This window comes from Nocardia flavorosea NBRC 108225 (assembly GCF_001613385.1).
GTDB classification, from domain to species: domain Bacteria; phylum Actinomycetota; class Actinomycetes; order Mycobacteriales; family Mycobacteriaceae; genus Nocardia; species Nocardia flavorosea.
Map to the genome: position 1 here is coordinate 43829 of NZ_BDCG01000015.1, position 14488 is coordinate 58316.

Sequence of the window (14488 nt, forward strand, 5' to 3'; positions counted from 1 at the left end):
GTGCTTTCTGTGTTCGGGGTGTCCGGCGGTGCCGGACGGTGGGAGTGCCGGGCGAGCGGAAAGGTGGTTCGGACGGACCGGCAGCGGGCCGCGCCCGGACCGGTGGGCGACGGCCCGCGCCGCCCACCGGTCACTGCGGGTCTGTCCGGCTGCGATCTCGGACCCGGTCAGCGTGCTCGGGCGACCGGTGTCGGGGACTGGTCACGCCTGGCCGCGCGGGGGAAGGCGTAGACCACGGTGGAGTCGGTATCGACGCTCTGCCACAGCTCGACCAGCGTTTCCCGGGCCCGCGCGACCCGGGAGCGGATGGTGCCGACGGGACAGCCGGCTGTCTGTGCGGCCTCGGCGTAACTGAGGCCCAGGATCTGGGTCAGCACGAACGCCTCGCGACGGTCGTCCGCCAGGTGGCGCAGGAAGTCCGAGACCACCATGTCCTCGCCGATATCGCTGTCGTGCCGGTCACGACGTTGGTCGATCGCTGTTTCCCAGTCCGCGCCGCCGGTGGTGCGCGGGCGTGCCGATGCGTTGCGGAGCCGGTCGATCACTGCGCGCCGGGCGATCGAGAGCAACCAGGTGCGTGCCGTTGAGCGTCCGGCGAACCGCGGCAGGCTACCCATCGCCCGCAGGAAGGTCTCCTGGGTCAGGTCGTCGGCGGACTGCACATCGGTCAGATGGGCGACGAATCGCCACACATCGGCCTGAGTCGTCCGGATGAACTCGGCCAGGGCGGTCCGGTCGCCTGCGCCGGCGGCGAGCGCCAGCGCGGTCAGCTCTTCATCCGAGGACATGGCGGCGAACCGGGTCGTGACCGGTGGATCGCGCGGGGCTCGGACGTGGTGCGGTGTGCTGCCCGGGGACGGGCGGCACGGGAGGGTACGTATCCATGGCGAATTCTTCTGGTCGGGACGCGTGAGCGGTGGCGCGGTCGCACTCGGCTCCGCCCATACACGGCAGCCAGGCGGATTCGGGGGACCACGTCACTGCCTGTTGTGCGCCGGTGACGGGACATCCGTCGCACACCACCGATATCCCGGTGAGGCCGGAAGATCCCGGGCCGCTCGGCCGGTTACGGTGTCACGACGGATTCTTGAAAGAGCACGGGGATACGGTGCGGCGGCCCGCGGCGGGCCAGCGCGTGACGCAGGAACTCGACGGCCGCAGCTGGTGTTCCGAGCTCGGTGGGCGGTCGAGTGACGAGTGTGGCGACGACTGGCGGTAGCGGTGGGATGAGCAGCAGCAGCGGCAGCACGATCCGGGTGTAGATCGACGCGGCGAGTGCGAACGCGGTGCGCTCACCCCACCACAACCAGAGACCACACACCAGAGCCGCCAGGCAATGCGCGGCCAGCATCGCCGGGGCATCGGTGTCGGCGGAGGTGCCGACCGCCGCAGCGTGGGCTGTGTGCCCGCCGGCGGGGTCGGTGGTGAACCACAGGTGCAGGGCGGCTTGGCCGGTCAGGAGCCCGGCGGTGATGGGGAGCAGACCACGCTGCCGGTCGGCGGCCGACCAGGCGAATGCCGCGACGAAGGCGACGGCGAGGCTGAGCGTCGACAGGGAAATCGGGTGGGCGGCCGTGAGTGCGTGTCCCGAGGCCGAGAGCAGGACACAGATCAGCGCAAAGATCCACGCACGGCAGGCCCGGGCAAGGGGCGAACGGTGCGCTGCGCTGATCATGGTGTTGTCTATCGTCGCACCCTTCCAGGGACGATGGCGGGGTGGGCCGCCGCTGCGCACTGCCGCGTCGTCTGCGACGGTGCGCGTTCCGATGCTCAGTATGCCGCAGAGGGATGGTGCGCTCAGCGGTGCCGGCCACGGAGCCAGGTGCCGAGTGAGCCCGGCACCCCGTGGGCGCCGGGGACTCTGCAGAGGGCGCAGATCCACCGGCGGCAGCGTCGCGCCGGAAGGACGGTGGGTCGCAGCGTTCGCTACGCGCGACGCGTGGACCGCTCCGGCAGGGGTATAGCAATCCAATCGTCTACCAGTTCGTTCCGGCGTTATCGGCAGTGCGCTGTCGCGCTGGGGGATTCGTGTCGCCGGGCAGGGCGAACCTGCGCAGCCGGACACTGTTGGACACCACGAACAATGACGACAGCGCCATCGCGGCCGCGGCGGACAGTGGGTCGAGCAGGAGGGCGGCGACCGGGAGCACCAGCAGGTTGTAGCCGAATGCCCAGCGGAGATTGGTCCGGATCGTGGCCAGGGTCGCCCAGGCCAGACCGATCGCGGCGGGTACGCGCGACAGGTCGCGTCCGGCGAGCACGATATCGGCGGCGTCGATCGCGGCATCGGCTCCGGTGCCGAGGGCGATACCCACATCGGCCGCCGCCAGGGCCGGGCCGTCGTTGATTCCGTCGCCGACGACGGTGACGTGCTTGCCCGATTCCTGAAGGTGGGCTACGACCTCGGCTTTGTCCTCGGGCAGGACACCGGCCACGACGTGGCCGATACCGACCTGGTCGGCGACGGCCTGGGCGGCGAACGGGTTGTCGCCGGTCAGCAGGACGGTACGCAGACCTAGACCGTGGAGCTGCGCGACGGTTCGGGCCGCTGCCGGGTGTACTCGCTCGGCCACGGCGATCACTCCCACGACCCGGTCGCCGGCGCCGACGAAGACAGCGGTGCGCCCGAGCCGTTCCTGGGCATGCCGCGCGGCGGCCAGTTCGGCGGGCACCGCGAACCCGCGTCGGCGCAGGAACGCCGGCCGGCCCACCGCCAGCCGGTGCCCGTCCGCGATCCCCAGCACACCGAGCCCTGGGAATTCGGTGACCGCGCGGGCGTCGGGGAGGTCGAGGTGCTCGGCACGGGCCGCCGCGCGCACCGCGAGCGCGACCGAATGCGCGGAGCCGGACTCGGCGGCCGCGGCCCAGCGCAGGACTTCCTGGCGCGTTACCTTTTGGGCCGGGGACACCTCGACCACCGACGGGGCCCCGTCGGTCAGCGTTCCGGTCTTGTCGAAGACCACCACCGCGCCGCCCTCGGCTTGTTCCAGGACCCGCTGGCCCTTGACGAATATGCCCAGTTGCGCGGCCCGGCCCGAGGCCACGAGCAGGGCCATCGGTGTGGCCAGCCCGAGCGCGCACGGGCAGGCGGCGAGCAGGACCGCCAGTCCCGCACGGGCCGCGTTATCCGGTCCACCGCCCGCGAGCAACCACCCGGTGGCGGCCACTGCGGCCAGGGCGAGTACCGCCGGGACGAACCGCCCGGCGATCCGGTCGGCGAGGCGCTGGAAATCACCGCGGTAGGCGTGGGAACGCTCCACCGAACGCAGGAGCCCGGACAGCCGTGTGCGCTCGCCGACCGCCGCCGCCTCCACCATGAGACTGCCGTCGAGCGCGACGCTCCCGGCGGTGACCACCTCACCTGTCTGGATGAGCTGCGGAGTCGGTTCTCCGGTGAGCACACTGATATCGAGGGCCGCCGTCCCGGAGACGACCAGACCGTCGGCGGCGACGATATCGCCGGGATCCACCCGGAAGGACTGACCTTCGCGCAGATCGCCCACGGGAATCCGGGTTTGTTTCCCGGTGTCGTCGAGGACGGTCACCGAACGGGCGAACCGTGCGGCCAGTTCGCGCAGGGCCGCACCTGCGCGTCGTTCGGCGCGACTCTTCAAACGGCGTCCGGCCACCGCGATGGCTGTCACCGTTGCGGCGATACCGGCGTAGCGACCGCCGTCCGTCCCGGCGACCGTGGCGACGGCGGCGTAGGCGAGCGTGCCCAGCAGACCCAGCGAGGTGAGGGTGTCCATGGTGGTGTGTCCGCGGCGGGCCGCCCGCCAGGCCGCGGCATGGATCGGTCCGCCGGCACCCGCGACCACAGCGAAAGCGAGGGCGAGGAACAGGAATTGCGGCGCAGCACCTGTGCCGTCGTGGAGTGCGACAGCCAGAAGAGCCGTAGCCGCAGTGAGTGTAGTGAGTACTGTCACAGTGCGCCGTGGCCCGATGTCCGCGCGCTGCTTCGGGGTCGGTGTGCTGTCGGGAGCGGATGGCCGGAGGTCGGCGGTGTACCCGGCAGCCTCGACCGCACGGTAGAGATCTTCGGTGCCGTAGCGCACCGGTGCGTGGACTTCCGCGGTACCGGTGACGATGTTCACGGTGGCGGTGGTCCCGGCGAGCTGCTCGAGGCCGCGGCGCACCCGATCCGCGCAGGCCGCGCAGGTCATTCCGGAGATGCGCAAGTGAACCAGGTGCCGGGTGATCGTCTCCGGTGGCCGGGTGATCGTGATCGTCACGGGGTGCTCTTTCCGGCGGGCGCCGCGTACGGCCGACGACGTCCGGGCACCGCGCGGGGCGGGAGGGTCAGCGACAGTTCGCTCTCGACCGGCAGTTCACGCCGTGCCGCGCGCCGTGCGACGGCCTGCTGAACCGTGACCGATACTCCGAGCGTGGCGGGCAGTGCGATCGCCAGGGCGCCGGCCGGTAGCCCGCTCGCGGTGACCAGCAGGCAGACCTCCGAGGCCAGGGCCGCGTGCACCACTTTCGTCCCGGTCCCGTAGCGCGCGGGCGCTGTCCGTGTGCGGGTCCGCGCTGGGGGTAACTGCTGTGCGGCGACGGCTTCGGCGAGTGATCCCGCCGGTCGGCATCCGCTGAACGTCGCGTCGGCAGGCGCGCCCTCGTGAATGGCGACCGGCACGGTCGTGTTGTCCGGCAGGAAGTGCGTCCGCTCACCGATGGTGGGCTCGGCGATGGCGGCGTAGTCCGCCAGGCTTCGCCAGGTCGCGCAGTGCGGGCACTGTTCCAGGTGGTCGCGTAGCCGGCCGGCCGGGACGGCGGGCGGTTCACCGTCCAGCAGCGCCGATACCGCTTCGCGGGCCGTCTCGCACCTCATACCTGAGTGGTCGGGTGGCGGCGGCCCCTGGTTCCCGTCGCCGTGAAGTGATTCCAGGCCCACCGTGTGCGGCCGGTGGCGGGGGTTGAGCGCCACCTGAGTCCACGCCATGCTGTGGACGTGTTGTCGACCCACCGGTTCACCTTCGTGCGTGCCGTGCTCGCCGGCGCAGTGCTGATGTGCGGGCTCGGCGGCGCCGGTACGGCGGGAGCCGCACCCGGCGATTCGCCGTCCTGCTGGTCGTTGCGGGATCCGGTATTCGCGAGTTCCCGCGGGGATCTGGGCCCGAGTGAGCGTGCCGACGGGGTGGTCGAGATCGTGAACGGATGCGCCCGGCCGGTCACGGTGCGCTTGTCCGCAGGTCGGACGGTGACCGGTCCGGACGGCGCGATCGCATGGTCGGATCAAGGGTCGGCGGGTGGGGCCCTTACCTTCGAGCGGCCCGAGGTCGTCATCGCGGGTGGCGCTTCCGAATGGGTGGCGGTCACCGTGACGGCGGCGGCCGACGCGACGCCGGGTGATCACCCGTTGGCTGTGGGTGCAGTGGACGCCGCGATGGCGCGGGTGTCCGGCGGGGTGGACCGCTGGCGCCCGGTGCCGTTGCGTATCGCGGGTGCGCTCCGGCCCGCCGTCGACATCACGCCGGTGGACGGTGTGTACCGGCCGGTGCCGAATCCGTTCGCGCCCGGCGCGGCCGAGATCGCGTACACCGTCACCAATACCGGGACGGTGACGGTATCCGGACAGGTGGTGGCCGGGCTGACCGGCCTGTACAGCCGGCGGGTATTCCCCGAACCCACGGATCTCCCGGAGGTGGTGCTGGTACCCGGTGCTTCCTATCACGGTTCGGTCCGGCTCGATCGAGTGTGGCCCGGTGTCCGGTTCGACGCCCAGGTCGGTTTCCGGCCCACCGATATCGGAGGTATCGCGGTGTCGTACACCGAACCGGGCGTGGTGCGCGGGGAAACGATGTGGGCGCTGCCATTTCCACAGATCCTGGTGATCGCGCTGTGCGGTGGGGTGCTGTTCGCGGGGGCGCTTGCCCGGCGTCGCCGCCATGTCCGCCGGGCGGGCGCCACCACGGCTGCGGCAGTGTGAACCAGGCCACGGGAACCGGGGGCGCCGGCGCCGCGACTACTCCGGGGAGTGGGTCGTGGTGGCCCGCGATCGGTGGACCACGGAGGGTGGATACACGGCGTGCGGACACGACGACTTTCCCGGATGGCCCTGTGCGGCCTGCTGATCGCGGGGGCCGGCCTCCTGGGCGCGTGCGGTTCGCCGGCGCTCGAGGACACCGCCGGATCCGGTGAGGTTCCTGCGGGATACCCGGTGACGGTGGACAATTGCGGTTTCCGGCAAACCTTCGACCGTCCCCCGTCACGGGTCCTGCTGTTGCAGGGGGCCTCGGTGGGCGAGGCGGAGACCTTCATATCGCTCGGGCTCGAGGACATCGTCGCCGCGAACACGCAGTACTACGGCATCTCCGATATCCCCGGAATGGCGGAGAAAGTGGACGCGCTGCCGAAGGGCGACCTGACGCTCAACGACGCCGCCGATGTGCCCGCCGAGCAGGCGCTGGCCCTGCGTCCCGACCTGGTGGTCTCGACCTGGTCCGGTGGATTCGACTCACGTTTCGGGTTCGCGAGCCGGGAGATGCTGGAACAAGCCGGGGTCCGCACCCTGGTCAACCCGGTGAACTGTGCGTACGGCAAGCCGGAGAATGTCACACCGGCCGAGGAACAGGCCTATCGCAGCGGTTCCACCGAATCCTCGCTCGAATTCATCGAACTGATCGGTGAGGTGTTCGGTGTGCAGGATCGCGCCACCGACCTCACCGAACGTTTGCGCGACCGCATCGAGGCGGTGCAATCGGCCGTCGAAGGCCGGGAACCGAAGCGGATGCTGATCGCCTTTCCGGATATGAGCGTGATGAACGCGAACGGGCTGCCGGCCGTTTTCTCCGGCACCATCTACGACTCGGTGGTGCGTGCCGCGGGCGGAGAACCCAGTTTCCCCGACGGCGGCTGGGATCTCACCGGCAATCTCAGTGCCGAACAGCTGGCGGCCGCGCAGGTGGACGTGCTGGTCGTCGGTGCCTACCGGCCCGGGGAGGATCTGGACGCGGAGGCCGCGAAGCTGTTCGCCGCCTACCCACAGTGGAACGCCTCGAAGAACAAGACCTATGTGAAGGTTTCCGATGGCATCTATCTCGGGCCCGCGAACGCCGACGCGATCGAGAAGATCGCCCACGTTGTCCACCCCGACGCCTTCTGACGGCGAACCCGCCCACTGGAAAAGTTCGGGGCGGCTGACTTTCGTCACCGTGCTCCTCGGCGGCGGGATAGCCCTCGTGCTGGCCTGCCTCGCCGGTATCGCACTGGGTTCGGTGAATGTACCCGTCGCCGACGTCTGGGCGACCCTGCGCTACCAGACTCTGGGTACGGGGTCGGCGCCCGACGATCTGTACGCGATGATCGTGTGGCAGTTACGGGTTCCACGCGTGCTCGCGGCCGTGCTGGTCGGCGCCGCGCTCTCGGTGGCGGGTGCGGTACTGCAGGGCATGGTGCGCAATCCGCTCGCCGACCCGTTCGTGCTCGGAGTGTCCTCCGGCGCGTCCCTGGCCGCGGTGGCGGTGATGTCATCGGTCTCGGCGCTGTGGATCCGCAATCTGGGTGTGCCCGTAGCGGCGTTCGCCGGTGCGATCGCGGCCCTGTTGCTGGTCCTGCTGTTCGCACAGCATCAGGGTGAGTTCACCGGCCCGCGCATCGTGCTGGCCGGTGTAGCGGTGGGACAGGTGGCGGCCGCGGCGACCAGTTTGATCCAGCTCAGTTCCGAACCTGCCGAGATCCGGGGAATCCTGTTCTGGATGATGGGCAGTGTCGCCGGTGCCGAACTCGACGCGCTGACCGTGCCCGCGGTGCTGGCCGTGGCCTGCCTGGCGTGGCTGCTGGTGCAGGGCCGCGGACTCAATGCCTTGTCGATGGGTGACGACGATGCGGTGGCGCTGGGCGTCGATGTGAACCGGCTCCGGATCCAGTTGATCGTGATCGTCGCGATTCTCACCGGACTGGCGGTCAGCGTCGCGGGAGGTGTCGGATTCGTCGGCCTGATCATTCCCCATATCGCCCGCTTCGCGGCAGGCTCGGACTATCGCCGGTTGCTTCCGGCCGCAGCCGTGCTCGGCGCGGCCTTCCTCGTCGTGATCGATCTCGCGGCCCGGGCGATCAACCAGCCCAACGAGTATCCGCTCACCATCTTCACGGCCGCGCTGGGCGGTCCGTTCTTCCTGTGGTTGCTCAAACGCAGCAGATCTGGGGGCGCGGTGTGAACGGCGCCGGAGAGGCCGCGCCCCGGGGCGCACGGGTGGAAGTGACCGGGTTGCGGGTCGATATCGACGGCGCGACCATTATCGACGATGTGGGGCTGATCGCTCCGCCCGGGCAGGTCACCGCACTTGTCGGACCCAACGGCTCGGGAAAGTCAACCCTGCTGCGGGCTGTCTACCGGGCATGCCGGCCCGCGGCCGGGATCGCGCTGATCGATGGCCGCGATGTGTGGCGGTCGCCCGCCAAGGAAATGGCGAGAACCCGCGCGGTGGTCACCCAGCATCAGGGCGCGGCAGCGGATTTCACCGTGGGTGAGATCGTCGCGATGGGCCGGTCCCCGCACAAGAAGTATCTGCAACTGGACTCACGCCGCGACCGCGAGATCGTCTTCGCGGCCATGCGCCGGGTCGGCGTCGAGTCGTTCGCCGACCGGCCGTTCACCGGTCTGTCGGGCGGGGAACGCCAGCGGGTGTTGCTGGCCCGGGCACTGGCCCAGCAGGCGCCGGTGATCCTGCTCGACGAGCCGACCAATCATCTCGATATCCACGCCCAGCTCGCGCTGTTGCAGTTGCTGCGCGAACTCGACGCCACGATCGTGCTGGCCGTCCACGATATCGGGCAGGCCCTGGCCTATGCCGATCATGCTGTGGTGCTCGCGGGGGGCCGGGTCGCGGCCGCCGGCGATCCGGCCACGACCCTGACTCCGGATCTCCTGCTGGAGGTTTTCGGGGTGCGGGCGCAGATTCTGACGAATCCACTCACCGGGCGACCACACGTCGTACTGGGTCTGCCGGACGAAAAGAGTTCCGGTGCAGTGGATATCGTGCACCACGCCAGCGCCGGGTGAGCTGCGGCACACCATTTTCCGGTGCGGGCGGGAACCACAGCGCGAGGCCGTCCGACTTGTCCGGTGAGTCGGTCGACAGGGGTACCGACCCGATCTGAGGACATACCGATGCCTACTGGCGGCCACTGGTACAGCGGACACAACCGCGGCAGGCGAACAGCGACAAGCAATTCCCCGGACCATGAAGCCGGACCGCGGATTTCGGTTGTCGTACCCGTACTCAACGAAGCGAAAAATCTGCGCCAGGTTCTGCCGACAGTTCCCGAGAGCTACGAGGTCATCGTCGTGGACGGTGGTTCGACCGACGATTCCATGGACGCCGTCGCGCAGCTGCGTCCCAGCGCGATCCGGTTGCGGCAGACCAGATGGGGGAAGGGGAATGCGCTGGGTTGCGGGTTCGCCGCCGCTACCGGAGATATCGTCGTCATGTTCGATGCCGACGGTTCGGCCGATGCCCGCGAGATCGATGCGTTCGTGGCCACCTTGCTGGCCGGCGCGGATTTCGCGAAGGGCACCCGTTTCGCTCCGGGTGGTGGCAGCGCCGATATCACGACGTTGCGAAGCACCGGGAACAACGGCCTGACGAGGTTGGCGAACCGGCTCTTCGGAATGCATTTCACCGATCTGTGCTACGGCTACAACGCGTTCTGGCGCGATGTGCTGCCGCTGCTGGGCCTGCCCGATCACCGGCCGGCCGACGGCGTGGTCCGCTGGGGCGACGGGTTCGAGATCGAAACCGTGATCACCTGCCGGGCAGCCGCCGCGGGCCTGGTTATCCGCGAAGTGCCCAGTCACGAGAAGCATCGCCTGCACGGACCCAGCAACCTGCACGCCTGGCGCGACGGACGCCGCGTGCTGCGGACCCTGCTGCACGAATGGCGCAGCCGTGACCGCAGCGTCCGGTTGTCCGCGGCGGCCACGCATTTCGCGCCGCGCCGCACCGAGCTGGGCTGCCCGGCGGGCGAGCGCCACACCGCTGCGGCGATCCGGGTCACCGGCGAGTCAGGAACCCGCGGGGCAGTGGAGTGATCCGGGACGAACTATCGGTGGGCGTGGTGATCTGCTGTTACACCGAGCGCCGCTGGGATCTGCTGGCGGCCTGCGTCGGCGCGGTGATGGACCAGGCCCGGGGCGCCGGGGCGAAGGTGCTGCTCGTCGTCGACCACAGTCCGGCACTGCAGGATCGGTGCGCCGCCGCGTTCCCGGGTGTCCTCGTCGTCGGGAACCGGTATCAGCGAGGTTTGTCCGGCGCCCGCAATACCGGTGTCGAATCCCTCGACACCGAAATCGTGCTGTTCGTCGACGATGACGCGATACCGGGTCCCGGCTGGCTGGCGGCACTGCGCGCAGCGTTCGCCGATCCGGATCTGCTGGCGGTGGGCGGCGAGGTGCGGCCGGTCTGGCCCACCTCGGAGCGGCCCGGCTGGCTGCCGCCGGAATTCGACTGGGCCGTCGGCTGCGACTACGTGGGGATGGCATCGCTGGGGCAGGAGATCCGCAACCCCATCGGAGCCAATATGGGCTTGCGGCGTGCGGCCGTGGTCGCCGCCGGTGGGTTCCGGCCGGTACTCGGGCGGCAGGGCGCGATACCGAGCGGGTGTGAGGAAACCGACCTCGCGATCAGAATGCGGGCACGTACCCCCAGCGGGAGTATCCGGCGCATCCCGGGTGCCCCGGTGGACCATCATCTCACCGCCGACAGGTGCACCGGAAGTTATCTCATCCGGAGATGTTTCGCCGAAGGCGGTTCGAAGGCCACTCTCATGCGGCTGGAAGGAGCCGGGCGCGCCATCTCGGCCGAGGCCGACCACGCGCTCGGCGCGATACCGCGTGCCGTGGCGCGTGATATCGCCGCGCTGGCCCGTGGTGAACGGGCGGCGGCACGGCGGATCTGGTGGACGGTGGCCGGTCTGGCCGCCGCGGTGACCGGCTGGGCACTCGGATTGCTTCGCCGGGGCCCCCGTACTCCACCCGACGAGCCCGAAGAGCAGTCCTGGGCACCGGTCTGGTGTGTCGATATCGCGGACCCGGCACCGGCATTGCCCACGGTGCCGTCCGGTGCCCGGCCGGATCGGGTGCACCTGCTGGTCCGGGCCGGCGGGCGTCCGGTGGGTCAGCTCGAGGTCACCGTACCCGGCGGCCGTGACCTGCCCGGATTCTTGCTGTCCAGCGCCCGGAACTGGTCGGCGCAACAGCAACTTCCCGCCTCGGCCCCGAGCTGGCCCGCAGGCAGCACCTCGGTGTCGGTGGTGATCTGCACGCTGGGCCGCGCCGGGTCGCTGGCCACCGCGGTCGATGCGGTGCTCTCGCGCCAGACGCGACCCGCGCACGAGGTGATCGTCGTCGACAACGACCCGGACGCGGGCCGGGTTGTCGACGCGCTGGCGAGGTTCGCGGGGGAGTCCCGGCTACGGATCGTGACCGCCGCCGAGCGCGGTGTGTCCCGGGCTCGGAACGCCGGGGTGGCCGCAGCCACCGGGGACGTCGTCGCGTTCACCGATGACGATGTGGAAGCCGAACCGGACTGGCTGGCCCGGCTGGCCGAGGTGTTCGACAGCGATCCGGGCCGCGAGATCGGTTGTGTCACCGGACTCGTCGTGCCGGCCGATCTGGGTCTGGCCACCCATCGCTGGTTCGAGCAGAGCAGCGGATTCGAGCGTGGCTATCTGCCCATGGTCTGGGGCCCGGCCGACTCCGGTGTGCTGGACCGGCTGCGGGAGTACGAGCCGCTGGCCGGACCGGGGCGCCGGGGTCCGGCATATCCCGTCGCCGGCAGTGAATTCGGGTCCGGGAACAATATGGCATTGCGCCGCGAACTGCTGGTCGCGGCCGGTGGGTTCGACGTCGTGCTCGGGACAGGTTCACCCGCGCGCGGTGGTGAGGATCTGGATATGCTCCGCCGGGTCGTGCTCGGCGGCGCGGCGCTCGTCTACCATCCTTCGGCGGTCGTGCGCCACCACCACCGCGCCACGATCAGGCAGTTGCGCAGGCAGATGTACGACTACGGGGTCGGCATGTGCGCGAATGTGCTCCGGTACGCCACCGGGAGCGCCGCAGGCCTGCGGGCCACACTGCGCGTTCTTCCGGGTGGGGTGCGCCTGCTGCTCGATCCGGCGTCGGCGAAGAACTCCGGCAAAGCCGACGGCTATCCCCGGGCGTTGACGTTCATCGAACTGGCCGGATATCTCACCGGACCGGTCCATCTGCTCCGCAGCCTCCGGACCGCGCGACGTACCGGCACCGGCGCGATATGACCACGCTGGATCGTCCTGCCACCATCCTCGGTACTGCCGGGCGGGACGCGGCCATACCCCCCGCGGTCGTGGTCGCGGCCCCCGTGGTGGCCGCACTGGCCACGGTCGCGGCGGCGACCGGAATCGGCGGCCCGCTGCGCGTGGTCGCGGTACTCGCGATGGTGTCGTGTGCGCCCGGACTGCCGGTGGTGGCCTTGCTGCGACTGCCCCACCGGGGAGTGTCGTTCGCGCTCGGGTTGAGTGCTTCGTGGGCCACCTGGTTGCTGCTTTCGCTCTGGCAGGTGACTGTCGGCTGGTGGGCGCCGGTGGCCTGTGCGGGTGTGGTGACGGGAATCTCCGCCGTGGCCGCGGGGTGGGCGGTCCGCGATGCCGCCGCGGCCGGTACCGGCAGGGCGTCCGCCGGTACCGGCCCGGTGTCGGCGCGGCACACCGCTCCGGCCGGTCGCGGGGCAGCCCAGGGTGTCCGAAGGGTGGTGTCGGGGCATATCGCCTCGCACGGTGGCGACCGATGGCGGTGGGTGGCCTTCGCCGCGTTGCTGTTCGCCGTGGCGATGGGCTGGTGGGAGACCCGGATCATCGACCTCGACGCGGCGGGACCGTACGGGCTGATCGGCGTCGTCAGTTGGCGGATCTTCGTGGCGCTGGCCGCGGTGGCCGTGGCCTTCGCCCTGGCCGTGGGCCGGCGGCGGGTGGACTCCCCGGTGGCGGCCGGTGCCGCGGCGCTGCTGGTCTGCCTGCTGTATCAGCTGGTATCGGTAGCGGACGGTAGTCCGGTGGTGAGCACCGCATTCGTCCATATCGGGTTCATCGATTACATCGGTACGGCGCATCAGCTGCCGCCCAGCCTGGACGCGCGGTTCAGCTGGTCGGGTTTCTTCGACGCCGCGGCGGTGCTGGTGGAGCTGTCCGGCCTCGACGATGCGGCGCCGCTGCTGCTCTGGGCTCCGGCGGTCTTCACCGCCCTGGCCGCGCTGCCGGTATTCACCATCGCCCGGCTGATCACCGGAAGCCGGCGCGCCGCCTGGATCGCTCTGGTGATCTACATCTGCGGGAACTGGTTCCAGCAGGACTACTTCTCCCCGCAGGCGCTCGTCTTCGTCATGCATTTCAGCGTCGTCGCCACGCTGCTGTGGCTGCTGCGCTCATCGCCCGTGCCGCGGGTGGAAGGTGCGCTGTGGCAGCGGCTTTCCGCACTGCCGGTCCGCGTACCCGGACTGCCGCCTTCGGTGCCACGGCGCCGAGCGCTCCTGCTGGAGGGAGTTCTCTTCTTCATCGTGGCGGCGACGGTGGTCAGTCATCAGCTGACCCCGGTACTCACGATCGCCACCTGCACCCTGCTGGCCGGGGTCGGTGCCCTGCGGCAGCGCTGGCTGCCGGTCGCGGCCGGGATCGTTTTCCTGGCCTGGCTCAGCTACGGCGCACCGGACTACTGGACCGGCCATCTGCACGTGATCCTCGGTGATTTCGGACGCGTCGGTGATTCGCTGCAGACCGGCCTGGGGGACCGGTTCAGCGGTGCGCAGACCTATCAGCGGATGCAGTGGGTGCGGGTCGCGTGGACGGGCGCGATCATGGGTCTCGCCGCTGCCGGCTGGTGGCTGAACCGGCGCGCGAAATGCGCGCCGGCCGTGGGAGTCCTGCTGATTGCGCCATTCCTATTGGTCGTCGGGCAGAGCTATGGCGGCGAGATCGTGCTGCGCTGTTGTTTCTACGCGCTGCCGGTGGCCGCGCCGCTGGCCGCGCTCGCCCTGGTCCGGATTCATCGGATCGTGCGGCCGGCGCTGCGGTGGCGGGGCGCCTCGGTCGTCGCGCTGAGCGCAGTGGTCGGAGTCTGCGCTGTCCTCGGCGTCACCGCCCGCGGCCTGAATACGGCGTTCGAGCGCAACCCGGCCGATCTCGTCGGAGCCGCCCGAAGGCTGCTCGACACGGTGCCGAACGGCACCGCCTTGCTGCCGCCCAACGGGGAGGGCGTGCTGAAGATGGGACGTCTCACCACGGTGGTGTGGCCGCAGGGCGGCGTGTGCTCGGTCTGGACCGTGGAATGCGTCGAAACCTTCGACGCCGATTACATCCTGCTCAGCACCAGCCAGCAGGCGGCCCTGGAACTGCAGTGGGGCACACCGCACGGCTGGCTCTACGAATTCGGCGACCAGTTGGTGGCCCGTGGCCTGTACCGGGTCGTCGAACGGACACCGCACGCTCTCGTACTCGCACGCACCTCAGGGAGGTAACG

The 14488-nt window shown here is 70.2% G+C and carries 11 protein-coding genes; 7 read left to right on the plus strand and 4 right to left on the minus strand.

The window, feature by feature from the left end; translation table 11 throughout:
* Positions 1–167 precede the first annotated feature (167 nt).
* The 4 genes from NFL01S_RS18580 to NFL01S_RS18595 form a co-directional block, all read right to left on the minus strand.
* On the minus strand, positions 168–788 hold the full coding sequence (locus NFL01S_RS18580) for a sigma-70 family RNA polymerase sigma factor (RefSeq protein ID WP_063915987.1): 621 nt from the start codon (positions 786–788) through the stop codon (positions 168–170).
* Between the two features lie 278 nt (positions 789–1066).
* Positions 1067–1675 carry a hypothetical protein gene (locus NFL01S_RS18585; RefSeq protein ID WP_062977029.1) on the minus strand — a complete coding sequence of 203 codons (609 nt, stop codon included), beginning with the start codon at positions 1673–1675 and terminating at the stop codon, positions 1067–1069.
* Positions 1676–1976: 301 nt separating this feature from the next.
* The gene (locus tag NFL01S_RS18590; RefSeq protein WP_062977031.1) at positions 1977–4232 is read right to left on the minus strand and encodes a heavy metal translocating P-type ATPase; all 2256 of its coding nucleotides are present in this window, start codon (positions 4230–4232) and stop codon (positions 1977–1979) included.
* The gene (locus NFL01S_RS18595) at positions 4229–4828 is read right to left on the minus strand and encodes a zf-HC2 domain-containing protein (RefSeq protein WP_084492952.1); all 600 of its coding nucleotides are present in this window, start codon (positions 4826–4828) and stop codon (positions 4229–4231) included. Before NFL01S_RS18595 ends, NFL01S_RS18590 begins: the two co-directional genes overlap by 4 nt.
* Before the next feature lie 120 nt (positions 4829–4948).
* Here NFL01S_RS18595 and NFL01S_RS18600 point away from each other — a divergent pair, with 120 nt between their 5' ends.
* The 7 genes from NFL01S_RS18600 (at position 4949) to NFL01S_RS35590 (ending at position 14486) form a co-directional block, all read left to right on the plus strand.
* Complete coding sequence (locus tag NFL01S_RS18600; RefSeq protein WP_157116689.1) at positions 4949–5926, plus strand: hypothetical protein; 978 nt, start codon at positions 4949–4951, stop codon at positions 5924–5926.
* A gap of 99 nt (positions 5927–6025) precedes the next feature.
* Positions 6026–7102: an ABC transporter substrate-binding protein gene (locus NFL01S_RS18605; protein WP_210744694.1), complete on the plus strand. Its 1077-nt coding sequence runs from the start codon at positions 6026–6028 to the stop codon at positions 7100–7102.
* Positions 7080–8156 (plus strand): FecCD family ABC transporter permease, encoded by a 1077-nt coding sequence (locus NFL01S_RS18610; RefSeq protein ID WP_210744693.1) that lies wholly within the window; start codon positions 7080–7082, stop codon positions 8154–8156. Before NFL01S_RS18605 ends, NFL01S_RS18610 begins: the two co-directional genes overlap by 23 nt.
* On the plus strand, positions 8117–9001 hold the full coding sequence (locus NFL01S_RS18615) for an ABC transporter ATP-binding protein (RefSeq protein ID WP_245670779.1): 885 nt from the start codon (positions 8117–8119) through the stop codon (positions 8999–9001). Before NFL01S_RS18610 ends, NFL01S_RS18615 begins: the two co-directional genes overlap by 40 nt.
* A gap of 108 nt (positions 9002–9109) precedes the next feature.
* A complete protein-coding gene (locus tag NFL01S_RS18620; protein ID WP_063915988.1) occupies positions 9110–10030 on the plus strand; it encodes a glycosyltransferase family 2 protein in 921 nt (306 codons plus the stop codon).
* The gene (locus NFL01S_RS18625; protein ID WP_062977039.1) at positions 10027–12255 is read left to right on the plus strand and encodes a glycosyltransferase family 2 protein; all 2229 of its coding nucleotides are present in this window, start codon (positions 10027–10029) and stop codon (positions 12253–12255) included. The genes NFL01S_RS18620 and NFL01S_RS18625 overlap by 4 nt, the downstream gene beginning before the upstream one ends.
* Positions 12252–14486, plus strand: a complete 2235-nt coding sequence (locus NFL01S_RS35590) for a hypothetical protein (RefSeq protein ID WP_062977041.1) — start codon at positions 12252–12254, stop codon at positions 14484–14486. Before NFL01S_RS18625 ends, NFL01S_RS35590 begins: the two co-directional genes overlap by 4 nt.
* Positions 14487–14488 lie beyond the last annotated feature (2 nt).